General features: G+C 64.4%; 19 protein-coding genes. 11 read left to right on the top strand and 8 right to left on the bottom strand.

From position 1 onward, the window contains the following. Window positions 1-34: 34 nt before the first annotated feature. Window positions 35-1,336, bottom strand: coding sequence for an ABC transporter substrate-binding protein (locus ITJ62_RS02885; protein WP_194599612.1), 1,302 nt, complete (start codon window positions 1,334-1,336; stop codon window positions 35-37). Window positions 1,337-1,449: 113 nt separating this feature from the next. Then, window positions 1,450-2,487, bottom strand: coding sequence for a LacI family DNA-binding transcriptional regulator (locus ITJ62_RS02880; protein ID WP_194599611.1), 1,038 nt, complete (start codon window positions 2,485-2,487; stop codon window positions 1,450-1,452). A 90-nt stretch (window positions 2,488-2,577) separates the two neighbouring features. Between ITJ62_RS02880 and ITJ62_RS02875 the strand changes: the two genes are divergently transcribed. The 3 genes from ITJ62_RS02875 to ITJ62_RS19265 all read left to right on the top strand — a co-directional run bounded on the left by ITJ62_RS02875 (window position 2,578) and on the right by ITJ62_RS19265 (window position 4,876). Beyond that, window positions 2,578-3,687: a glycoside hydrolase family 172 protein gene (locus ITJ62_RS02875; protein WP_194599610.1), complete on the top strand. Its 1,110-nt coding sequence runs from the start codon at window positions 2,578-2,580 to the stop codon at window positions 3,685-3,687. 277 nt (window positions 3,688-3,964) lie between these two features. After that, window positions 3,965-4,381, top strand: coding sequence for an ACT domain-containing protein (locus ITJ62_RS02870; protein WP_194599609.1), 417 nt, complete (start codon window positions 3,965-3,967; stop codon window positions 4,379-4,381). 201 nt (window positions 4,382-4,582) lie between these two features. Further along, complete coding sequence (locus ITJ62_RS19265; RefSeq protein WP_194600224.1) at window positions 4,583-4,876, top strand: DUF2961 domain-containing protein; 294 nt, start codon at window positions 4,583-4,585, stop codon at window positions 4,874-4,876. A gap of 119 nt (window positions 4,877-4,995) precedes the next feature. Here the strand turns inward: ITJ62_RS19265 and ITJ62_RS02860 are convergent, their stop codons facing one another. The 5 genes from ITJ62_RS02860 to ITJ62_RS02840 form a co-directional block, all read right to left on the bottom strand. Next, a complete protein-coding gene (locus ITJ62_RS02860) occupies window positions 4,996-6,789 on the bottom strand; it encodes a cell wall metabolism sensor histidine kinase WalK (RefSeq protein WP_194599608.1) in 1,794 nt (597 codons plus the stop codon). Between the two features lie 70 nt (window positions 6,790-6,859). Beyond that, a complete protein-coding gene (locus ITJ62_RS02855) occupies window positions 6,860-8,047 on the bottom strand; it encodes an ABC transporter permease (protein WP_194599607.1) in 1,188 nt (395 codons plus the stop codon). Beyond that, the gene (locus ITJ62_RS02850; protein WP_194599606.1) at window positions 8,040-8,741 is read right to left on the bottom strand and encodes an ABC transporter ATP-binding protein; all 702 of its coding nucleotides are present in this window, start codon (window positions 8,739-8,741) and stop codon (window positions 8,040-8,042) included. Before ITJ62_RS02850 ends, ITJ62_RS02855 begins: the two co-directional genes overlap by 8 nt. Continuing rightward, on the bottom strand, window positions 8,738-9,781 hold the full coding sequence (locus tag ITJ62_RS02845; RefSeq protein ID WP_194599605.1) for a hypothetical protein: 1,044 nt from the start codon (window positions 9,779-9,781) through the stop codon (window positions 8,738-8,740). Before ITJ62_RS02845 ends, ITJ62_RS02850 begins: the two co-directional genes overlap by 4 nt. Further along, window positions 9,778-10,380 (bottom strand): hypothetical protein, encoded by a 603-nt coding sequence (locus ITJ62_RS02840; RefSeq protein WP_228497796.1) that lies wholly within the window; start codon window positions 10,378-10,380, stop codon window positions 9,778-9,780. The genes ITJ62_RS02845 and ITJ62_RS02840 overlap by 4 nt, the downstream gene beginning before the upstream one ends. A gap of 128 nt (window positions 10,381-10,508) precedes the next feature. On the opposite strand from ITJ62_RS02840, the gene ITJ62_RS02835 reads away from it, so the two are divergent. Then, the gene (locus tag ITJ62_RS02835; RefSeq protein WP_370581790.1) at window positions 10,509-11,192 is read left to right on the top strand and encodes a response regulator transcription factor; all 684 of its coding nucleotides are present in this window, start codon (window positions 10,509-10,511) and stop codon (window positions 11,190-11,192) included. A 242-nt stretch (window positions 11,193-11,434) separates the two neighbouring features. On the opposite strand, the gene ITJ62_RS02830 is transcribed toward ITJ62_RS02835, so the two are convergent. Next, the gene (locus ITJ62_RS02830; RefSeq protein ID WP_194599603.1) at window positions 11,435-12,532 is read right to left on the bottom strand and encodes a LacI family DNA-binding transcriptional regulator; all 1,098 of its coding nucleotides are present in this window, start codon (window positions 12,530-12,532) and stop codon (window positions 11,435-11,437) included. A 159-nt stretch (window positions 12,533-12,691) separates the two neighbouring features. Between ITJ62_RS02830 and ITJ62_RS02825 the strand changes: the two genes are divergently transcribed. The 7 genes from ITJ62_RS02825 to ITJ62_RS02795 all read left to right on the top strand — a co-directional run bounded on the left by ITJ62_RS02825 (window position 12,692) and on the right by ITJ62_RS02795 (window position 23,431). Beyond that, window positions 12,692-15,523 (top strand): right-handed parallel beta-helix repeat-containing protein, encoded by a 2,832-nt coding sequence (locus ITJ62_RS02825; protein ID WP_194599602.1) that lies wholly within the window; start codon window positions 12,692-12,694, stop codon window positions 15,521-15,523. Further along, window positions 15,516-16,496 carry a carbohydrate ABC transporter permease gene (locus tag ITJ62_RS02820; RefSeq protein ID WP_194599601.1) on the top strand — a complete coding sequence of 327 codons (981 nt, stop codon included), beginning with the start codon at window positions 15,516-15,518 and terminating at the stop codon, window positions 16,494-16,496. The genes ITJ62_RS02825 and ITJ62_RS02820 overlap by 8 nt, the downstream gene beginning before the upstream one ends. 5 nt (window positions 16,497-16,501) lie before the next feature. Continuing rightward, a complete protein-coding gene (locus ITJ62_RS02815) occupies window positions 16,502-17,347 on the top strand; it encodes a carbohydrate ABC transporter permease (protein WP_370581789.1) in 846 nt (281 codons plus the stop codon). Between the two features lie 62 nt (window positions 17,348-17,409). Beyond that, the gene (locus ITJ62_RS02810; RefSeq protein ID WP_194599600.1) at window positions 17,410-18,849 is read left to right on the top strand and encodes an ABC transporter substrate-binding protein; all 1,440 of its coding nucleotides are present in this window, start codon (window positions 17,410-17,412) and stop codon (window positions 18,847-18,849) included. A 117-nt stretch (window positions 18,850-18,966) separates the two neighbouring features. Further along, a complete protein-coding gene (locus tag ITJ62_RS02805) occupies window positions 18,967-19,941 on the top strand; it encodes a hypothetical protein (protein WP_194599599.1) in 975 nt (324 codons plus the stop codon). Continuing rightward, complete coding sequence (locus ITJ62_RS02800; RefSeq protein ID WP_194599598.1) at window positions 19,941-22,289, top strand: hypothetical protein; 2,349 nt, start codon at window positions 19,941-19,943, stop codon at window positions 22,287-22,289. The genes ITJ62_RS02805 and ITJ62_RS02800 overlap by 1 nt, the downstream gene beginning before the upstream one ends. After that, window positions 22,286-23,431: an SGNH/GDSL hydrolase family protein gene (locus tag ITJ62_RS02795; RefSeq protein WP_194599597.1), complete on the top strand. Its 1,146-nt coding sequence runs from the start codon at window positions 22,286-22,288 to the stop codon at window positions 23,429-23,431. Before ITJ62_RS02800 ends, ITJ62_RS02795 begins: the two co-directional genes overlap by 4 nt. Window positions 23,432-23,780: the final 349 nt, after the last annotated feature.

Genomic DNA, 23,780 nt, shown 5'->3' with positions numbered 1-23,780 from the left:
CCAGCGGTCGCCCCACCGGATCAAGGGAGTGGGACTACTTACCGGCCGTGGAGTTCTTCAAGCCGTCCTCGTAGAACTTCTGGACGATGTCGACGATCTCCTCCGGCGTCTTCGAGCCGTTGGCGACCGACTGGGAGTCCTTCAGCAACTCCTCGAAGTAGCCTGGGAACGGGAAGTCGGGGTAGAGCGCGAGTCGGTTGCTGTTGGCGAGCTCCTGGAAGGTGGTCGTGAATTTCGCGGTGCGCTCGTCGGTGATTGCTGACGGGTCTCCCGCGATCGGGAGGCCGCCGTTCTCACCCAAGATGTTTTGGATCTCGGGGCGCAGGGTGATGTCGATGAACTCGTATGCGAGGTCCTTGTTCTTCGCCTTCGTCGGGACCACCCAGAGGTTCCCGACCGACCCCTGATTGAGGTTCTGCTCGGGCCAGGCGAACGCATCCCAGTCGAACTTCGCCTCGCTCTTCAGCCGACCGAACCACCACGACCCGGAGGTCATCAACGGGCTCTTGCCGCTGAGGAAGTTGACGCCCATCTGTTCGTGGGTGATGCCCGTGATGTTCGGCGACGTATAGCCGTCCTTCACCAGGTTCTCGGCTGCGGCCGTGCCCTCGCTCCAGTACGGTGCATCGAAGTCCACCTTGCACTCCAACAGCTGGTAGCAGTTCACCCAGTCGGCCGGAGCATCCTGGAGGACGTACTGGAACCAGGTGTGGATGTAAGGGAACTCCTTCGCGGAGGCCGCGACGGGAGTCACGCCAAGGCCCTTGATGTCGGCGAGCAGCTGGTCGAGTTCTGCGCGGGTGGTCGGCACCTGCAGTCCGTGCTCGGCGAAGAAGTCCTTGTTGTAGTACCACAGGATGTACTCGCCGTAGTTGGGGATCCCGTACCAGTCGCCGTCTCCTGGAACACCATCGGTCGTGTAGCGGGAGAGCTGCTGGAGGCTCGGGCTCGCGAGGGTCTTGTCCCAGCCGTACTTCTCCACCGCGTCGGTCAGTGGTGAGATGAGCCCCTGCGAGGCGAGCTGGCCGGCGCCCGCAGCTCCCTTATTGAACTCCATGACGTCGGGGACGTCGTTGCCGGACAGCAGCACCTGCGCGTTCGTCTTCGTGGAGGTGAACGCCTGCTGGGCGAACTTCACCTTCACATCGGGGTGCTCTTCCTTGAAGACCTCGACAGCGCGCTTCCACGCTTGACCCATCGCTGAACTCTCGTCCTCATAGTTCCAGATGACGAGCGACTTGCCGTCCTCCGCCGTGGGCCCGGAGGCGCAACCGGACAGGGCGGCCAGCAGAGCGCTGGCCGCGAACGCGATGATTCCTAACCTCTTCAACTTCATTGGTGAATTCCTTGGCTGTGGAGCCGCCGGGCAAGGGTGCCCGCGGCGAATGAGAACCTAACTCGTGTCAGGCAGGGACAATAGTGCGCCTGACGCGTGTCAGGTGTCAAGTACTACTTTCGCGCGAGACGCAGATGGGCCGGGGGGCCAGCCAAGGAGCGGCGCTCAACGACGTTGCACGGAATGGTGATGACAGCGGGGGACTGCTGATTGGCGCTCGCGCCAATGGTTTCCAGCAGACTTCGCGCCGCTGCATCGCCCATTTCGCGGTGCGGCAGGCCGATGGTGGTCAGCCCGGGAGTGAAGTCCGAGGCGAAGAACTGCTCATCGTCGAACCCGATGACGGAGAGGTCTTCCGGCACCGACAATCCGAGCTGCGCAGCGGCGAGCACCACGCCCGAGGCACCTCGATCGTTCGCGCACAAGATCGCGGTCGGTCGGTCGGGTCCAGCGAGCAGATCGAGCGCCACCTCATGATGACTCCGCATGGAGTAGGCGCCGGCGCGGATGGACATCGCCGCCTCGGGCAATCCCGCAGCCGCGAGTTCTGCTTTGAACCCGAGACGACGCTCGGTCGTGGCTCGAGCGTCGTCGTCCCCCGTGATGAAGCAGATCCGTGTGTGTCCCGCCTCAAGGGCGAGGCGCGCGGCGGCTCGCTCGCCACCGCGATCATCGGGCACGAAGCACTGCGCACGCCCGCCGGAGTCGATCGCGTTGGCAAGGACCAGCGGCAACGCATATGCGCTCGGCGGGAGTTCGAGCTCGCGGACACTCGCGGCGGCGAAGATGATCCCGTCGACATCTCGCGCACGGAGCGTCTCGACTGCGCCGGCGATGTAGTCATCATGGAATGCGGTGTCGATGGTCAGGATCATGAATCCCGCCTGCATGGCCGCTGTCGTCGCCCCGTCGATGAGCTGGCCGGCGAACGGAGCACTGGCGATCTCATCGGTGATCAGCCCGATGGTCGCGGTGCTCTGACGCTGGAGATTGACTGCCGCGGCATTCGGGACGTAACCCAGCTCAGCCGCGGTCTGGCGGATGAGTTCCTGCTTGACCGGGTCGATTTCGCCGTCCGCCCGATTGTTGAGCACCAGCGAGACGGCTGTCCGCGAGACACCGACAGCCAGCGCCACGTCCTTCGAGGTCACACGACGGTTCACACTGCACGCTTTCGTTCGGCCGGTGAAAACAAGCATAGTCGCGACTTCCCGAGCGACCTAGCACGTGTTAGGTTTCCCATGACAGAGGAGAAGAACGTGGTCTGGGAACAGTATTTCAGCGCTCCAACGGGCGTCCGGAGTCGATCCATCAATGCCGAGAACCCGACCGGAGAGCCCGGCCAAGCCGCACAAGCGGCATCCGCTCTGGGTGTTGGGCGGAAAGGGCGGCCGGCGATCTCGCTTGTGGCGGGAGCCACAGCGACCCTCGCCGAGATTGATGGCCCCGGAGTGATCCGGCACATCTGGATGACCGTGCCGGACGCGACCAGCGCTGGACCATGGGTGCTGCGGGATCTTGTGCTCCGCATCACGTGGGAGCGGGCCGGAAGTCCGGCCGTAGAAGTGCCGCTCGGGGACTTCTTCTGCAACGGCTTTGGAGCGCGGACACCGGTGAACTCGGCCGCGATCGTCGTCGCGTCAACGGGCGGTATGAATTGCTACTTCGCGATGCCATTCGCCGAGCACGCGAAGGTCGAGATCGTCAACCAGCACCCAGGTGACGTGTCCGGGATCTACTACCAGATTGACTACACGGTTGGCGACGAACTCCCCGCTGAGCTGGCACGGTTCCACGCCCAATGGCGACGATCGAACGGCACCACCCGGCCTGGCGAGGATCATGTGATCCTCGACGGTGTGGAGGGCTCCGGCCAGTACGTTGGCACCTACATCGGACTCACCGCCCTGGAGCGGTACTGGTGGGGCGAGGGCGAGACGAAATTCTTCATCGACGACGACACGACCTTCCCCAGCCAGACCAGCACGGGGCTCGAAGACTACGCCGGCGGCGCCTGGGCCTTCCAGGACCGTCTCGCCAACGATGGGCCGATCTCCCCCGTCCTTTTCTCTGCGCCCTACTCGGGCTATCCCTACTACTCTGCCGAGGACACGAGCGGCCATTCTCCATTCCTCCGTGCGACGCCGCAGTCGCACGGGATGTATCGATGGCATCTGCCGGATCCGGTCATCTTCTCGGCGCAGTTGCGTGTCACGCTGCAACAGATCGGCGCATGGGACCACGGTCACTTCGAGCGGAGTGACGACATCTCGTCCGTCGCGTACTGGTACCAGACCGGCCTGACGCCCGCGCGATCGCTCGACAGCGCTGCCGAGCGACGGCCACGCTGAGCTGGCATGGAGCGGACGTGAAGCGAGTTCTCTGGTGGTAGTTTCGGCACCGGGCTCGCCTCCAAATCGGATCTCGTCGACCGCATCTCGGGCTGACCATCGGTGACGCCTCACGAGACAACACCAAAAGAGCCGTCAGGCGTTACCTGGTCGAAGGAAAACAATGCAGCAACACAGTCCGACTGGTGCCTAGAGCGACCGGTTCGCTACTGTTCTTATGACGCGATCGACGTGGTGCCGTTCGGCTACCTTCCGCGAGTCCTGAACGGGTGCTTCCATGCCTGCTCCTGCTGTTCCCCTTCGTTCCCTCGCCGGTGAGTACGTGATTGCCCGGTTCCCCGTCGAGACTGACCTCGGTCCGGCGCTGGCCGGTCTCCTCGGGTCGGCGTCGTTGATGTCCGTCACACGAACCGACCAAGAGATCTCAATCGTCTGCGACACCAATTTCACCCCGGGAGGAGCGGAACTCGACGGCCCGTGGCGGGCGCTCTACGCGGGAGGACCGATCCCGTTCGGGCTGACCGGAGTCGTTGCGTCGCTAGTCGACCCGCTCGCAGCGATTGGCTGCCCGGTCTTCGTCGTCTCCACCTTCGATGGGGATGTTCTGATGACCCCGAGCGACCGGCATGGAGCGGCAGTGGCAGCGCTTCTGGACGCGGGACACACGATCGACGTGGGGGCAGCTCGTGGCTGAGCGGAGCATCTCGGTCGGCTAGCGAGTCTGCTTCATCGGCGACTCGTACGTCGCCGGCGGGGGAGACCCTGCGATGCTCGGCTGGGTCGGACGCGTCGCAGCAGCCGCGGCCTCGGCCGCTGACGGGCTCCCAGTCACCTCCTACAACCTCGGCGCCCGTGGGCAGACCGGACCGCAGATCGCGACGCGCGTCAGCTTGCCATTGTCCTCTTCTCCGCGCCGTACTCGGGATGCTCGTTCTACTCAGCCCAGGACACCAGCGGACATTTCCCGTTTCTGCGCGCCACGGCTCAGTCTCACGGCATGTACCGCTGGCATCTGCCAGATCCGGTCATCGTCCGTTCACGATTGCGCGTCACGTTGCAACAGATCGGCGCATGGGATCACGGACACTTCGAACGGAGGGATGCCATTTCCTCCGTGGCCTACTGGTGTCAGACTGGGCTCACGCCGGCGTTGCCATTCGGCGGCCCATCAAACCAACGATCACGCTGAGCCGACGCTGCACCCCAGTCATGTCGAGAATCTGTCTCCCTGTGGCGCACCCGAGGCGGTAGCGGCGGTTTTGTCAGTTCGGCATTGCGGTCGGTGGAACTGAATATTGATTGGTCCCATCACTCGCGGTCCTGCGCAGGCAGTGCAAGTTCGAAGCGACTGCCCTTGCCGAGGGTGCTCTGTGCGTTGAGCGTGCCGCCCAACGCTTCAGCGAGGCCGCGGGCGATCGAGAGACCGAGGCCGGTGCTCTGCCCGGCGCGGACCCGAGACGGCTCGCCGCGCCAGAGCCGGTCGAAGACCCGCGGTAGGTCTGCCGGGGCGATGCCCTCGCCGGTGTCGACGACCGCGATCCGCACCAGGTCGTCAGCGGTCACCGCTTCGAGGTCGACACGACCGCCCGGCGGCGTGTGGCGCAGTGCGTTCGAGAGCAGATTGTCGAGGATCTGCCGGAGTCGGGCAGGATCGGTCTCGAGCGGCAACGGCCCCGAGAGCTCGACGTGCAGCGCGATGTCCGTGCTCGCCGCCTGCGCTCGGTACGCTTCGCCGAGCTCTCGCACGATCACCGCCGCGTCGCACGCCCTGCGCTCCAGCACGAGGTCGCCGGCCTCCGCGAGCGCGAGGAGCTGCAGGTCCCCGGTGATCCGCTCCATGCGCCCGGCCTCGTCGAGCACGAGCCGGCGGAGGGCCGCCTCATCGAGACCGAGACCGTCGTCCGCCGCCTCGACCCATCCGCGGATGTTCGTGAGCGGGCTGCGCAGTTCGTGGGCGATGTCGCCGAGCAGCCGTCGGCGTGATGCTTCGTGTCCGGCGATCTCACCGGACATGCGGTCGAACGCGGCGCCGACGCCGGCGAGGTCGTCGCGAGCGGGCAACGCCGCGCGGGCCTCGCGATCGCCCGCGCTGAAGCGATCGACCGCGGTCTCGAGTCGGCGCGCGCTCCGGAGGGTCGGCACGACGATGAGCGCCGCGGCCACCGCCAGGAGTGCGAGCAGCACCACGACGAACACGCCCACGCGGGCGATCGATCCAGGACTCGCGTCGAGTGGGCCCTGCGCGTCACCTCGCTGGTCGGTGAGCACCACGTTCACGGCAGGCGCCGTCGTCGCCCGGGCCTGGTCGATGCGCGCTTGCAGCAGGCACCCGTCAGCCTCGTCGTCGCCGGTCGGGACGGTGCGCAACGCGAGCTGCGCGGGGGCGCTCGACGGCGACAGATCGAGTTCGACGTCGGTCACCAGCGGCGCGTTCGCGGCGAGCAGGCAGGCGTTCGTGCGATCACGGAGCTCGTCGAGGGCGACCCGCTCGCTCGGCAGCGGTGTATTCAAGGCGGCACGGCCACAGTCCGGTGCATCGTCGTATCCGTTGACCACGGGGCGGCCGCTCCCCCACACGCCGGTGTCGACGACCGCATCGCCCAGGCACTCCACCACTGCGGCGGCCTGCCCGGTGAGCTGGTCACGTTGCGCATCGTCGAGCGAGAACGGCCCGCTGATGCCGTCGGGCAGACGCAGTTCGGATGTCACCGGGTCCCCGAGGGGTTCGAGCGGGTCGAGCAATCGGGTGGAGGTCGCCGGACGGGGCAGCTCGGGCGCCGTGTCGGCGATCACCGTTCCGACACCGTCGACCACGGCGATGCGACGCCCGGTCTCCTGGCTGAGCAGCAGCAGCGTGGACCCGACGTCGCTCCAGTCGTCGTGGCGTCCGGCCCACGTCCTGAGCGCATCCAGCACCTGCTCGTCTCGCACGAGATCGGCGCCGGACGCCTGCTCGTCGTACCGGTACTCCGAGGTCTGGGCCAGCCAGACCGTACCGCCCGCCGAGGCGAGCACGAGCAGCAGTCCAGCCGCGAGGTAGCGCGCGAGCAGCCGGGGCACGCGTCGGGGCCCAGCGGTGCCCGCTCTTCTGCTGTTGCTCATGTCGTCGGCCATGCTCTCATCACTTTCCGTCCCGGCCCGCATCCGCGCACCCGCGCACCGTCGGACCCGCTCAGGTCGCGGCGAGCGCCGCGGTCGGCGACTGGCGGGCGGCGCGGATGGACGGCGCGAGTCCGGCGACGGCGCCCGTCACCAGCGCGGCGCTCATGCCGGACAGGATCGTCTCCACCGGAACGACCAGCGGCCAACCTTGCAGACCGCTCCAGGCCGCGGTTCCGAGGAGACCGAGCACGACTCCGGATACGCCGCCCAGCGCGCAGAGCAGGATGGCCTCCACGAGGAACTGCGCCTGGATCTGACCGCGGTGGGCGCCGAGCGCTCGTCGCAATCCGATCTCCCGGCGACGCTCGAGCACGGAGACGAACATCGTGTTCGCGATACCGATGCCTCCGATCACCAGTGCGACTGCGGCGAGCGCGAGGAAGAGTCCATCAAAGCTTGATCGGGCAGCAGCCTTCGCGGCGAGCACGGCTGACGGCTGGCTCACCTGCACGAGTCCGCTCGCTCCCGGGGAGAGGGTTGCTGCGACGACCGGTCTTAAGGCGTCGATCGACGCCTCGACACCCGTGACGTAGGCGACCGTCGGAGCGCCGTCGAAGCTCAGCCAGCGCCGCGCGGCAGCATCGTCGACGAGGACCGCCGACTGCACGTCGGCGGAGAGCGGCGTCGCTGCGAGCACGCCGATCACGGTGAACGCGACGCCGTCGACGTCGATCGTGACCGGCCGATCGGGGAGCTGCGACAGGCCGAGCCGATCAGCGGCGTCGATGCCGAGCACGGCCGTCGGCAGGTCGCTCCCGTCGAGCCAGCGGCCGGAGGTCACGTCCGTTCGCAGCACCTCGCGAAGATCACCGCGGACCGCGAGTGTGGTCAGCCCGGTCTCCGGGTATCCGCGGAGCTCATTGCTGCGGACGGGGGCGTGGGCGTTGCCGACCGTCGCGGCATCCTTCACGGTTCCGATGCGCTGCAGCATGCCGAGTGCCTCGGCCGGAAGCGGCACGGGGGTTCCGTCTGCGCCGGCACGAGGGTCGGCTCGCAGCAGGTCCGCTCCGAGCGCCGTGAGCTGTTCATCGAGCGCGGCCTGGGAGGACGCAGGCACGGCGGTGACGGTCACCAGGGTCGCGATGCCGATGGCGATCCCGATGGTCGAGAGCACGGCGCGAAGCGGTCGGGTGCGAAGCCCGACCGTGCCGACGGCGAGCAGATCCCGGGGGTCGAGACGTCTGCGACGCTCACGCATGCGCCACCGCCCTGGTGTCGGTCCGGGTGTCGGCGATGATGCGGCCGTCCCGCAGCTCGATGCGTCGTGGCAGTCGTGCGGCGAGCTCGACGTCGTGGGTGATGACGACGACGGTGGTGCCCTCGTCGTGCAACCGCTCGAGCAAGCTGAGCACGCGTTCGCCGTTCGCCGTGTCGAGTGCGCCGGTGGGTTCGTCGGCGAGGACGACGAGCGGGTCGGTCACGATCGCCCGGGCGATGGCGACCCGCTGTCGTTCACCGCCGGAGAGGTCCTGCGCCGCGTGCCCGATGCGGTGCTCGAGTCCCACGCGCTCGAGTGCCGCGCGGGCGAGGTCACGGCGCTCCCGCCTCGGAACGCCGCTGTAGAGCAGCGCCATCGCGACGTTCTGTTCTGCGGTCACGCCCTCGGTCAGATGGAAGCCCTGGAAGACGAACCCGATCGAGCTCCCGCGCAAGGTGGACAGCGCGCGATCCGTGAGGTCACGGGTGTCGGTGCCGCCGATGCGGACCACGCCGGCCGTGGGACGGTCGAGGGTGCCGAGGACGTTGAGCAACGTCGACTTGCCGGCGCCGGAACGTCCGACGATCGCGGTGAGTTCACCCGGGTCGACCTGCAACGAGACGTTGTCGAGTGCAGCGACTCCGCCGGGGTGGACGCGGCTGACGTGCTCGAGCTCGAGTGCCGGCGTCGTCATCGTGCAGACACCACCGTCATGCCGGCCTCGATCCCTGCACCGCTGACCTCGACCCGGTCGTCTGCGATGAGGCCGATCTCGACACCGTGGAGTCGGCCGCGGTCGTCCTGCAGCGCGTAGCCGCCTTCGGCGAGCGCCACGAGCGCGGCGACGGGCACGATCAGCACGTCCGGCACGGATCTCGTGACGACCCGAACGGTCACGGCGGCAGCGTCGACGCCAGCGAGTGCAGCCTGATCGTCGATCGCGACGAGCGCGCGGACCTTCGCGTCGGCTCCTTCCCCGGTCGTGGTCACCGTGACGATGGACCCGCTGACAGCGCGCCCGTCGGGCAGTTCGATCGTCGCTTTCGCGCCGGCCCCGATGATCCCCGCGTCCTGCTCAGGGACCGACGCATCGACGACGCGTGTCGTGGGGGTGACCGAGAACGGCTGACCGCCCGCCGCGTCACCGAGGCGTGCCGTCACTGCGGCGATGCGACTCGGCGCACTCAAGACGACCACGTCGGCGGGGGCCAGCGTGCCGGTGCACTCCAGGCCGAGCGATTCCTGCCAGTCCCTGACGGCCTCCGTGAACTCCCACCCGGTCTCGAAGGTCTCCGGATCACTACGGCTGAGATGTCCGAGGTCCATCAGGTTCGAAGCGACCATGCTCACATCCGCCCCCTCCATCCCCGAGCCGTCGATCGCCCGATAGAGCGGAAGCGCTCCGATCAGCACCGGCACCGGTCGCTCGTTCGCACGCAGTGCCACGGATCCCCGATCGAGTGTCGCGCCGACGTCTGGCAACCCGGTGATGATGCCGTCGGCCTTCGTCGTCACGGGCACCGCGGCACCGAAGCCGACGGCGCCGTCGAGGCGAGCGGTCTGCACGAGCTCACCTCGCTCGACGACCACGGTGGCCGGTGCGGCGGTCTGCTCGACCGGGGCAGCGTCGGCCACGGGCCGGAGGAACAGGACAGCTCCTCCGGCCCCCACCGCGAGGACGGCACACAGCACGAGCGAACCGACGAGTGCGGTGCGGCGACGCGAGCGGGTCATTCGGTGCTCCCATCCGATGCGGACACCATGCAGGCGTCCACGTACTGCATCCCCAGTGAGATCGAGGCGGCGTCGTTGGCATCGCCACCGAAGGCGAGGTTGATCTGGCCGAACGCATCCGGCTCGGTGATCTCGACCTCGCGGACACCGCGTTCGTGCAGGCAGTCCACCACGCGCTGCGCGAACTGCAGGGCATCCGGGTTCTGAGCGTCGAGCTCCCACGGCGGCAAGGGTGCCACGCGCTGGCAGAGCGCCTCTGCCTCGGCAGACTTCGCCGGGTCCCCGCCGGAACTTGCACTGACGTCGTCTCCGCCGTCGTTCCCAGGAGTGCCCTGCTCTGCGGAGGTGTGGTCCGCGAGACAGCGATCCCGTGGCTTCCACGCGTCGGCCTCCTCCTCATCCGACATGTCGAGACGCAGACGCACGGGCTCGCCGTACTTCGCGACGAGTGGGTCGGCGGCCGCGGTGGGCGTCGGAGCAGCGGTCTCCAACGTGGCGATGCCTCCGTCTCCTCCCTGATCGGAGGAGGGTGCGGCGCAAGCGGTGAGTGCCGCCAGGAGCGCCAGGGCGCCCGCGGCGGCGGTCAGGGATCGGTGCATGATGCGTGTCACGGTTCCTCCTCGTGTGGTGAGCGGCTGTGACCCACGCTCGCCGAAGGATGTGAAGGACTTGTGAGCGATCGGTCCGGAGCCCGACCGCGCGCCGAGCCCGTGCCTAGGATCGGATCGTGACCAGAGTCTTGATCGTCGAGGACGATGCCCTGCAGTCGGAGCTCGTCCGCCGCTACCTCGAACGGGAGGGGCACGACGTGACCGTCCTGGCCGACGGTGCCGAAGCGCTCTCCGAGGTGCGTCGCTCCGCGCCCGACCTGCTCGTCCTCGACGTCATGCTCCCCGGGGCCGACGGCCTCACGGTCTGCCGCACGCTTCGCGAGGAGCAGTTCGACCTCCCGATCCTGCTCCTCACCGCACGCTCCGCCGAGAACGACCTGCTACTCGGGCTCGAACTCGGTGCCGACGATTACCTCGCGAAGCCCTACAGCCCCCGCGAACTCGTCGCCCGGGTCCGAGCGCTGTTGCGACGAGCCCGCCGCACGGTGCCGGCCTCGACGGTCATCACCGCCGGAGACCTCGAGATCGACCCGGACCGGCATCGAGCCACCCTCGCGGATCGGCTGCTCGACCTCACGCGTGCTGAGTTCGACCTCCTCGAGGAGTTCGCTCTGCATCCCGGCATCGTCCTCAGCCGTGCCCGCCTGCTCGATCGTCTCCACGGGACCGACCGCTGGATCGGAGGCCGCACCATCGACACCCACGTGAAGAACCTCCGGGCCAAGATCGAGTCCGACCCGCAGCAGCCCACCCGCCTCGTCACCGTCTACGGGGTCGGGTACACCCTCCACGCAGGCTGAGCGAGGAACGGACGCCGGCGGAAGCGATTCTTAAGGCAATATTTCCCAGTGTCATATCGGGGACAGTCTCACTGGTGGCCGAGAAAAGCCCCGCGGGCAGCTAGCGGGCGATGACTGCCGAAGGTCACGATCCCTACTCCGCCGCTGTACTCCGGCAAGCCTGGCCGGTCGGTTGGCCGCGTGCAAGAGCGCTATAGGAAATCGGCACCCTGAGGGCTGCAGGTGGTCGACAGGGCTGGCTTCTATCGATCTCGTAGTGGATGCGGCGCGGGGTTTCTTGCGGTCTCAAGCGTGGGTAGAGCCGCGGCGGTTGCTGGTGTCCGGTGGTCTTTCGTAGCTCCCAGTCGACGCGAGCTCTCACGTTCCACGAGCTGGGGTGTGAACCGTATCTGGCGTGGTATCGCGGCCGCCTCGAATTGCTCGAGAACGAGTTCCACTGCAGCTGTGCCGAATTCTTCGTGGGGGTGATGCACCGACGACAGCTTGGAGATCCCGAGAATGTCGGCGGCCATGTCGTTGTAACCGACCACCGCGACATCCTCGGGGACTCGTAGGTCTGTCTCCGTGAGGGCTTCCAATACTCCGGCGGCGATGGAGTCGTTGACGGCGAAGATACCGTCGACGGGCATTCCAGAGGCGAGGAGACGAGCGACTGCTTCTCGGCCCGCTGAAGCGTCGCGGCGGACGGTATCGACAACGACGAGGGCGCAGTCCGGTGTATTGGCCGCGGCCGTTGAGGCTCCCTTGCGTCGCAGAGCCACCTGCGGGATGTCGACCGTACCTCCGACGACTGCGATTCGCCTGCACCCCTGACTGAGCAGATGTTCGACCGCGAGGCGTCCGCCTGCGGCGTTGTCTACACCCACGCTCGACCACAGATCCGATGATTCATCCTGGTCGATGAGCACCGTGGGGATCCCACGAGCCGTGAGGCGACCTACCTGACTGTTGGTCGCGTCCACGGGCGCAAGTATGACGCCGCGTACCCGGTGTTCCTCGAACAGGGACACGTAGTCGTTCTCCGAGTCCGCATCACCGTTGGTGTCGGCGAGCACGAGACTAAGCCCTGCTTCGCGTGCACGATTCTGGGCGCCGCGGGCCACCGAGGCAAAGAACGGATCGCTGACGTCGAATGCGATGAAAGCGAGCATCTTGCTCATGCCAGACCGCAACTGACGTGCGGTCTGATTCGGTATGAAGCCCAGCTGTTCGATGGCGGAGGAGATCTTTGTCGCGCTTTTGCTGCCGACACTGTCGGGGCGATTGATGTAGCTCGACACCAGCGAGACGGACACGCCTGCAACTTCAGCGACGTCTCGCAGACGCGGTTGACGGTTCACGCGATCCTCCCGTTTCCCTCCCTGAATGGTTGCAGATTCGGGCTTGCTTTGCCACCCACACTCACTATATTGTCGCTGTCAGCAGGATCTGTAACGTTACAGACTTCGGGGCTACGCATCCGCCAGAGCCCTCGCGTAATGACTCACTGAGGAGCCGCCATGCACCGATACCTGACTCGAGCCCTGAGTATCGGGACAGCTTCTCTGTTGGCCTTGGCGATTACCCCGGCATCACCGGCTGCTGCCGAACCGGTTGTGTACTACGTCAACAGCTCTTCGGCGACTTGCGACGACGCTGGAGATGGTGTGAGCGCTGACTCACCGTGGTGCTCGCTCGACGCGGCGAGTCGCACCTACTCGCCCGGTGATCAACTTCTCATCGCGCGCGGATCGACCTACGCCGGAGAGTTCCTCACGGTCAGCGGTCAGGGGACCGCGAACGCCCGCATCCTCATCGGCGCCTACGGCGAAGGCGCTGCGCCCCATCTCGACGGAGAACAGGAGGAGGGAAGGGCCCTCGTCCTCCTTCAGAACCCCAGCTATGTGACGGTTCGCGACCTCGAACTAAGCCACGCGGGAGCGGGGGCTCTCGCACAGTACCGTGGCGACTTCCCCGGACCGGTAACTGGAAACTCCTCCATCGTCTTCGAGGATCTATACGTCCACCACATCGCGGGGCTTTTCGTCTCCACCATCCCGGGCGGTCCTGCCGACTTTTTCTGCAAGTCCAACGATCTTGATCTTTGGCAGTCTGCCGGAGCAGGTGTCACCGGCGACTACTACGAGGACGTGCCAAGTGATTCCTACTTCGTCTCCGGAGTGACGTTCGAGCGAATCGTCGGCCACGACAACCTCAACGTGATCAACGTCGACATGTGTGACGGTCGAGTCGGAGAACCCAACTCACCTGGGCCCGCGGCGCCGCACCTTGTTCGCGATGTTACGGTCAACAACGTCCACGCCTACGACGGCAACGGCGCCGGATACGCGCAGCAGTGCAACGAGGGCATGCGGTTCGACGCAGTAACCGGGCTGACGGTGATGAATTCTCGCTTCGAGAGTCTTGGAGCGTGCTATGTGCCGACTGGCACAGCTGGATTCATTTTGGTCTCTGTAGACGACGTGACCTTCAAAAACAATGTCCTGTCCGATACGCCCAACACTGGATCGAACGACCAAACAGCAATCGACAACGAGTTGTACGTGAACGATGTCACGCTCCGTAACAATCTCATCGCCCGCAATGCGGGACCTGGTGTCGAGTTTCTCTCCCTCCGACCGCAGATCGCGGACTACAACACCAACCACCGTATCGAGGGGAACAGCTTCTACGGCAATGGAGGCGGCTCCCTATATCGGCTTGGAAATGCCCCCTTCACTGGCAGCATCGCGAACAACCTCAGCGCTGACAGCCGATTTGTCTACCCGGAAGCGGATTTCGCTCCACTCATTGGCAACAACACGAAGAACACCACCGCAGCCACGGGGACGGTGCCCTTCTACGCTGCAGATCACTTCGGCGATGGCATCGCTGGCGACCCCTGGTCCTATCGAGTGGGAATCGATGCCCAAGACGTCCTGACGTGGGACGCCGCGGGATATACCGCCAATGCCCACATTGAGGGAGTCTGGGGCGATGGCGCGCAACGTCAGATCTCAGCCTTCGAGCAGACGCCCGGCACCGCTCGCGTCTGGACGGCTCCCTCTTCTGGTGACATCTCGCTCCGCAGTCTTGCATTCAAGACTGAGGCGGGCGGCGGCAGTGCGACGGCGACAGTCTTGCTCAACGGAACCCCTATCCGCAGTGAGTCCATTAGCGGCAACAACACAGAGGGGCTGTCGGTCGATGCCGATATCTCGGTCAGTGAAGGCGATACTCTCGCCTTCGCCATAACGGGCGCCGCCGACGGGACTGACTGGACGAGTTGGGTGCCGTCCGTCATGTATGTCGCAACGCCCACCGACAGCCCCGACGGCGTCGTTCGTGCCGGTTCCTTTGAGGCACCCGTCACGGGAGGATTCGAGTACTCACCGCGAAACGATGCGTGGTCATTCATCTCCGACTTCGACAATGGTGCTGGTGCCGGCATCGTACGCAACAACGGCCCATTCGGAAATCTCTCTTCCCCCGAAGGCAGCCAGGCTGGCTTCATCCAGGGTCAGGGATCAATGGCCCAATCGATTGCCGATCTCCGGCCAGGTGTGGACTACTCCGTCGAACTCGATGTCGCTAGCCGAGGCGCGGAGGCCGGTCAGAGCGTGGAGGTCCTGTGGGATGAGGAGGTCATTGCGACTATCCCCGCATCGGCTCCACAATTCGTCGCTCATAGCGTTGCGCTGCCCGCAATCACGAGTGGCAGTCACCTTTTGACACTGCGCGGCACAGTCGCAGCGGACAGGACCGCCTTCGTCGACGATGTCCGGATTACTTACCAGGCCGAGACCGCGACGGCGCAGTTTGCAGACAGTAGCTTTGAAACGCCGGCGGCCAGCGGGATCAACTACGCGGTAACGGGCTCGCCCTGGAGTTACAGTCCGGTGGAGAACGGCAACGGCAGCGGAACGGCGTCCAACGGATCGGGGTTCGGTCAGCCGAATGCACCCGACGGCGCGCAGGTCGCCTTCGTGCAGAGGGGTGGCTCATTCCAGCAGACAACATCTGGTTTCGAGGTCGGGGCGTCGTACACCATCGAAGTTCAAGCTGCTCAACGAGGCTCGGAGAGCCAGCAGATCGAGGTATTGATCGATGGGGTCTCCATCGGCGTGATCGTGCCGCAGAGTTCCGCCTGGGCCTCGTACCGCACCCCGATCTTCACGGCCACGGCTACCGAGCACGTCATCACCTTCCGCGGTCTCGCCTCGGCGGACTACACCGCATTACTGGACACACCGACCTTGCTCGAGGTGTCCACCGCCGGCGTCGGTGATGCAGCAAGCACCGCTAATACCGGGCGCCTCCCCGATCTCAAGCAGGGAGAAACACATGGCTGAAACACTCACATCGACACCGCTACCGGCCGCAGACAGGCCCCCGGCCGGCCGCCAACGGACCACCGCGCCGCCACCGCCCCGCCCCAAGCGTGCTCGGGCCGCGATCTACCTCGCGCTCGTACCTCTACTGGTCATCATCGGTCTCTTCGCGTACTACCCCGCGGCGTCCGGTGTGTTCTGGTCATTCTTCGACTGGAATCCAGCGTCGCAGTCGTTCTTCACCGGCGTTGAGCACTACCTCGCGATGTTCAACGACGAGATCTGGTGGACTTCATTCCGCAATCTCGGCATCATCTTCCTTTTTGGGATCGTGGCCTGGGTCCTCCCTCTAATCGCCGCCGAACTGCTGATCACACTCCGTAGTCCCAGATGGCAGTTCGTGACGCGGACCCTTCTCATCCTGCCGATGGCGTTTCCCGGCGTCGTGACGGCACTCATCTGGGGGTTCCTCTACGAACCAAACCAGGGCGTCATCAACCGTTTCCTCGAAGCGATTGGGCTCGGCGACCTCGCTCACAACTGGACGGGCATGCCAGACACCGCCCTGCTGGCGCTCCTCTTCGTCGGTTTTCCGTTCATTGCCGGCTTACCGTTCCTCATCTTCTACGCAAGTCTCCAGAACATCCCTCCAGCGGTTCTCGAAGCAGCGCAGCTCGACGGGGTAGGGAGGCTGCGCAGATTCTGGTCTATCGACCTTCCCCTGATGGCAAGTCAAGTTCGTCTGCTGCTCTTCCTCGCCGTAGTAGCTGCCCTCCAGTACGGCTTCGTCGCCTATGTGCTCACGTCAGGCGGTCCGGACAACGCCACGATGGTTCCTGTTCTGCGCATGATCAACGTTGCGTTCGCGGGATCCGATTGGGGCTACGCCGCAGCGCTTTCTACCACGCTGTTTGTCATCACGCTCGTGCTCAGCTCAGTGGTCGTCTTCTCCGGTCGACGCGAGAGCGCGCACACAGACGGGGGGTCAATGTGACTACGGTGCTTGAAAAGCGACCGAGCGTCCGTGACCGTTCCGGTCGGCAGATCGGGGTCAAGGCGGCGCTAATTCTGTTGATCACTATCAGCTTGCTGCCGTATGTCCTCATGGTGGTGACGTCGTTCAAGACGAACGAGCAGTTTGCGTCGAGCTTCTGGGGCATCGAGCTGCCGTTGCACTTCGAGAATTACGGACGCGCCTGGAACCAGGTTGCGCCCTATCTGTGGAACACAATCTTTATTGCGGCCATCACGATAGTTCTTGTTCTCATTGTTTCTTCGATCGCGGGTTTTGTGCTTGCCCGCTACCGGTTCCGCGGCCGGAACTTCATCTACGGTCTCGTGCTGTTGATGATGATGATTCCTGGCATCGCAAATCTCATTCCACTCTTTGTCATGATGCGCGATCTAGGGCTGCTGAACACCTACACGGTTCTTGTTATCCCCTACGTAACGGGCGGAGTCGTGCTCGGCACGGTTCTGTTCCGGAACTTTGTTGAAGGAGTGCCACAATCGATCTTTGACGCGGCGCGAGTCGACGGAGCCACGGACTTCCGCATGTACATCTCAATTATGTTGCCGCTCTCGCGTCCAGTGCTGGGAACCATTGCGTTGATGACAGTTACAACCGTATGGAACGACTTCTTCTGGCCGTTGCTGGTGCTCAGCGATGACAGCCTCCGGACGGTATCTGTCGGATTGCAGTTTTTCCAGGGACAGAACGCCACTGAGGTCGGTCCTCTCATGGCGGGATATTTTATCGCCAGTCTTCCGCTCGTTATCCTATTCGGCTTCCTCTCCAAGTACTTCCTGGCGGGGGTACAAGGAGGTATGCCGGGCTCACATTGAGTTCAAGCTTCTACCATCGACGCCCGCATTCCGCTGGCGCACCACATTCGAAAGGCCAACTCATGCAGTCACGCAGCCGCTCCCGCATCGTCGCGGGTGCCGCAATCTCAGGAATAGCTATCTCGACGCTCGTCGGCTGCGCCGGCGGGTCCGCCTCAGATAAAACGACCATCACCCTCGCCGGCCCGAACCAGTTCACGAGCGACACCGATTCATTCGGTAGCGCCTGGGACGATCTCATCGCGGCATTCGAGGCTGACAACCCTGACATCGAGGTGAAGACGACCGTGCTGCCGTTGTCTTCCTGGGCCCAGACGTCGTCCGCTCAGTTGACGGCGGGCACGGCTCCCGAGCTGATTTTCGCGCAAACCCCGCACCAACCCGACCAGGTGGCATCGTTGAGCGAACAGCTCGCCGAACCGAACCCCTTCTCTCAGACCAGCCGGCCATGGATCGAAGATTTCAAAGGTGACTACTTCGGCGGCCCCAACAAGCTCGGTACCAATGCCGATGGAGAGTACGAGGCCATTCCTTTCAACCTCGTCGCAGCCGGGCTGTATTACAACGAGGACGCGCTGAAGAGCGCCGGAGTGGAACTCGAAGACCTCGCGACGTTCTCGGGCTTTATTGACGCCTGTGGAGATTTGCGCGAAGCGGGGTACTCGCCCGTCGGCTTGGATAATTCCGGCCTGTACCCGGCATGGACGGTGGTCGCGCTCGGTTCGATGTTGCTGCAGAGCGAGTACGAAGACCTCAACCAGTTCGACGCAAATGGTGAGGCAGGTGAGTCCATGCCGGTCACGGTCAAGAGCCTGGCCCACGCGCTCCTGACTGGTGAAGTGGACATGACCGGTCCCGCGTTCCAGGACACGCTCGGGCTTCTCAAGACCTTCGTCGACGAGTGCGGCACGGAGAACTGGTCCGGTGTGCCCGCGCAAGGGTCGTTGTCTGGGGGAACGGAATTCGCCGGCGGCCAGGCCGCCATGGCGTGGGGTACCAACTTCTCTGGCGCCGGCCTGGGCGACGTCGACTTCACCTGGGGCACATTGCCATTCCCGACAGTCGAGAAGACTGACTCCACATTCGCGAGCGGGTCCGACGCTCAGTTCGGAGTCAACAACGGTGGCACGGCCTACATGATCCCGGCCTACGTTCAGGGTGCGAAGCGAGACGCGGCCATCACCTTCCTCCAGTACGTCTCGAGTCCCAAGGTCAAGGACTGGCTCGACGCCACCAGTAGCATCTCTGCGCTTGTCGACGTCGAGGACCCCTCGTCGCTCGCCGCACTGACGCAGGGATCCTGGGCACAGCTACCGCTATCCGGACAAGCGGGGGGACTGTTCCAGTTCCCGGCGGCGGAGGCGGGGCAGAACATATTTGAGGGCTACCTCATCGGGTCCGGCGACGCGAAGAGCTCTCTCAAGCAGATCCAATCCAGCTCGACTGAGTGGGCCCGGGAGCAGGCAGCTCAGGCGAACTGGACTGAGGACTGGGCCCAGTAATAGCGGCACCCCGGTCAGCTCGGCTTTGGTTCACCCACCCGGGCTGGCTGGGGTGACCTCAACCCAATCCATTGTCGTCTTGGAAGGCCTCACATGACAGTTCGTACCATCGCCAGGATGGACGCGTACGACAGCGTCCCTGTTCTCACACACGGCGAACCGGAGTTTGGTGATCAGCACAACGCCCGCGACGTGTGGGTGTTTGAGCACGACGGTCTATTTTTTATGCACTACGACGCGGCTGGTGCTGATGGCTGGCTCTCAGCCCTCGCGACCAGCGTCGACGGGAAGCAATGGACCAAGCACGGTCCCATTTTGCAACTCGGATCTGTGGATTCGCAGGATTCTGCGTCCGCAAGTTACGGCACAACGTTCTACGACGGAGATCGTTGGCATATGTTCTATCTCGGAACGCCAAACGTCACCGACGACGAGCTGAAAACGCCAAGCTTTCCTTACATGACGATGAAAGCCGAAGCGTCGAACCCCGCTGGTCCATGGCGGAAACGTCCGGATATTGTCCCATTTGTGGCTGAGGCGGGATCTTGGTATTCCGACACGGCCAGTCCGGGGTGTGTCGTACGGTACGACGGGGAATTCATCATGCTGTTCAGCGCGGCGACCACGGCCCAGGACGGTCGTATCTTGCGCACCCTCGGGGTGGCCCGAACCCGTGACCTGGACAGCACATGGCAAGTCGATCCTGAACCGCTTCTGCCTTTGGACGAGCAGATCGAGAATTCTTCGCTCTACTACGAACCGGCGAATGGCCTATGGTTCCTCTTTACCAATCACATCGGCGACGAAAGTGGTTGGGACCCTGTGCCGCCACAGAATACCTCGGAGTTCACCGATTCAATCCTGGTCTACTGGTCGGCTGATCCGACGAAGTTCGATGCCGAGCGAAAGGCCGTTGTTGTCGACGCCCAGAACGCCGAGTGGACGCCCCGTATCGTCGGACTGCCTAGCGTGCTCCCGATCGGCGACCGTCTAGCCGTTTACTTCGACGGAGCCCTCAACGACACCATCGAGCATGGCGGCCGAGACATCGGCGTCGCATACCTCGACCTCCCTCTCGAGCCTCCCGTCTGATGGTGAGGGATATCGAAGATGTCCCGCGAGGGTTGGAGCTCGCGGCGAACGATCCGGCCGACATCGTCACCGCCCCCGGGACGTATGGTCGCCCGGCCGCAACGCTGCATCTCGACCGAGATGAGAGCGCATTCTCGACGCTGTTCTGGTTGAACAACGACGCCCAAGACGTCGACCACCATGCCGGCTTCCGCGGGCAGGTTGAGATCCTGAACGGTGGAGTGTATTCGTTGCGTTTCCAGGCGGTGTCGGTGTTCCGTATGTGGGTCGACGACGAACTCGTTGCACACGGACCTGTTCGCTATGTTCCTGCGGTGCCAGAGTTCACCGCGGTGACAATCGACCTCGCCCCTGGAGAGCACGTCCTGCACTTTGAGGCGCACGCCGAGGGCGTCATGACGAGGACGACGCCACCGGTAGCTCCTTTCGTATGGGCAGAGCTGGTGAGCGCCCAGGATCACCGCCTGCCTATCCAGTGGGTCGGAATGTCCCTTGCTGATGCGTACCCGGCGACGGGGCGACGAGTAAGCCCGTTGCTCGGTTGGATTGAGCATCAAGATTTGCGGGTTTCGGACTGGCGATCGCTTAGCGGAGACGACCCACGGTGGGAGCCCGTCAGCACGTCGCCAACTGCGCGTGAGCAGCTCGGAACCCCGCTTGCACATGCTGCGGCCTGCCCCGTCGGTAGGGCCTCTGCGATGCGGTTGACCGAAACGGGCCGATACATCGACACCTACGCAGGTTACGTCCTCGACGACCCGGCTGTTCAGTTTCTTCTCGCTGACCCCAGTCCGTCCCAGAGCGACACACCCGACGGTGTGTGGCATCGGTACGACCTTGGTCGCATACGTATCGGGGCGGTGGAGTTGGATGTCGAAACTGAAGTCGAGTCCATTGTGACCATCGCGTATGCAGACCGACTCACTCCGGACGGGAGGCCGTCACCTGTGCACGCGCTGTCACTCGGCTCGACGGCGTTCCTGCAACGGTTCACCGTTCCCGCCGGCATAACCGAAATCCGTCCTTTGCAGACCTTGGGCGGCCGTTACATCGAGGTGCGTGTCGAGAGCCAAGGGAGCGTTCACGTGCGCTCGGCACGGTTCCGCGACCGAGATCTTCTCGGTGAACCCGTCGGCGCTTTCAGCTCGCCGGATGTTCTCCTGAACCGTATATGGCAGGTGGGAATAGAGACGCAGCGCTCGGCGGCCGAAGACTCTCTGGTGGACTCGGTGCGTGAGCGTGGAGAATGGCTCGGTGACGTAGTCACGGCCTCGCTCGGGATTCTGCAGTCGGGATGGGGAAGTTCTGACTTGGCGCGTAGAGCGGTCGTGCACGCGGCCTCCGCTGCACGCTCGGACGGTCTGGTCGCCGGATGCGGGCCCGGCGAGCTCATCTACTTGGGCACCTACGCTGCGCAGTGGACGGCGGCATGTCTCGCGATTGCGCGGATGGAACAGTCAGACGATTTGCTCCATCAACTGGTCGACGTTGCACGCGCGAACGCTCACGCGGTCGCATCGGCCATCCACGACGATGGGTCGAACAGCCTCCCGTGGGGGTTTGTCGACTGGGGGTACGAGATTGGAGCCCCTGGCGCGGATGTCGCTGTTCTGGCCCACGCCTTGATGTGCCTGCAAGCCTTGGTTCAGTGGCTGCTCATCCTCGATCGAGCAGAGGAGGCGGCGGAGTGGACTGAAGAAGTTGACCGCCTGACAAATCTGGTCCGCCAACACCTGCCGACCTCGCGGTCGCCGTACCAGTCGCAGACCTTAGCCGCACGGGCTGGGGTTATTGCGCCCTCGGAGGCCGCTACAACCATCCTTCGAAGCGTCCGTCGGGGGTTTCCGTTCCGGCCTGAAGCATCCCGCTTGAAGAATCCAACGACGTGGGTCGATGATGCGGTAACTCCGTATTTTATGAACTACGCGGGCATGGTCCTTCTCGACGCGGGGTTCGGTGAAGAGCTTCGCGACATCTGGAGGACAGGGTGGGGCTGGATGCTGGAAGCGGGAGCCACCACATGGTGGGAGGTTTTCGACGACCGATGGAGCCGGTGCCACGCGTGGAGCGGATCTCCTACTTGGCAGATCTCGCAAAGGGTCCTGGGGCTTCAGCCCGCGGAATCGCTGCGTGGATGGGCTATCCAGGTGAATACCCTCGGCCTGGATCAGGCGTCCGGGACTGTCCCAACGCCACACGCCGTAGTTCGCGTCGAATGGACGAGAGTAGGTGACGAGGTGCGTTGGCGGGCTGAGTCCGACCGGCCCATCCAGTTCGTAGGAGAGCCCGAGCCGGTGACAAATCTCGCACGCACGCTACATCTTCATCACGGAGATCTCTTTCGATGACCTCGTTCACGCATCACTACATCGCCGACAGTGCGGACCTCGGGCTCAGCGGGGCGCTCGACCTTGTTCGCACACGAGATGGATTTCGACCGCGCCGACTGCCGCACGCAGCGTGGGAGCAGGTTCCCCATGCCTTCATGCGCACGATGGTCGAGTGTCCGGCCGGGGTGCGGCTGAGGTTCATGACCGAAGCGCGCAATATCGCCGTCGTCTTGGTCACGCGAGCCCTATACCTACTGGACACGGACCAGCGGTTCAGTGCGGCCGTCGACCTCGTCGTCGACGGGTCGGTGATCGCGTCACAAATGGTGGGACGGCACCACGTGCGAATCGGGCCAGGTGCGGATCGGGCAGTACTTGAGGCCGCGGAACCTGAAACGGTGGAGTTCGCGGGCCTGCGGGTGGGCCCAAAGCTAGTTGAGATTTGGCTGCCGCACTCCGCCGTTGTCGATCTGGTTAAGGTTATGACGGATGGGCCCGTCGTGCCCGCCCCCTCGCAGCAGATGAGGTGGGTGCACTATGGTTCATCCATCAGCCACTGTCTCGAGGCATCCGTACCGACCCGAACCTGGCCCGCGCTGGTTGCTAGGGGACTCGACCTCGACCTCGTAGATCTTGGCCTCGCCGGCAGCGCGCTACTGGACCCGTTTGTCGCGCGAGCAATTCGCGACACTGACGCAGATCTCATCACGGTCAAGGTCGGTATCAATCTCGTCAATCTCGGCGTGGCGCACGAAAGGATGTTCGCGCCGCTCATGAACGGGTTTCTCGACACCATTCGCGAGGGACACCCCACAACGCCCATCGTCGTCATTTCACCCGTCACCTGCCCCGCCCACGAGCACACTCCCGGCCCCACAGGTGTGGGCGTCGACGGTGTCGCTATCAGCCTCAATCAGGAACCATTGAGGCCCGGTGCCCTGACACTGACGGATGTTCGACGCATTCTTTCCGACATCGTTACGCTCCGTAGCGCGACGGATGCCCATGTGAGCTATATCGCAGGCGATCAGCTCTTCCGAGACGCTGACGTCACAGCCGGTCGGCTACCGGACGGTTTGCATCCGGACGAGCGTGGATACCAGCTGATTGCTTCGCGCGTCGAGCCCATGCTGGGGGTCGTCATCGAGGACAGGAGGTGAGCTTGACAGGGAGTCATTCGCCGTCGCGCTTGACCTCACCCACTACGAGGTCACCCGCGACGTGAACAGCGTCCGCAACAACGGTCCCCAACAGATTGAGCCTTTGCCTTGACCCTAGAGATCACCTACAAGCGAGGCTCGGCTCCAGACGGCGAGCCGCACGACGCGCTGGTGCAGTTCGGCGGTGCTCGGCTCCGCGCGGACGCGGTGGAGGGCGGTCTGTATCTGGCTCACGTCGAGACTCCGGAGGAGCTGCAGCGCACCGGCATCGCCTCTGCGTTGTTCGCACGTCTCCACCAGGAGACGATGCTCAACATGTCCAAGGCGACGGTGATGGCCTGGGCGAAAG

It is taken from the genome of Plantibacter sp. VKM Ac-2876 (assembly GCF_015350715.1).
In the GTDB taxonomy this organism is placed as follows: Bacteria; Actinomycetota; Actinomycetes; order Actinomycetales; family Microbacteriaceae; genus Plantibacter; species Plantibacter auratus.
This window is presented reverse-complemented; position numbering and strand designations above follow the sequence as displayed.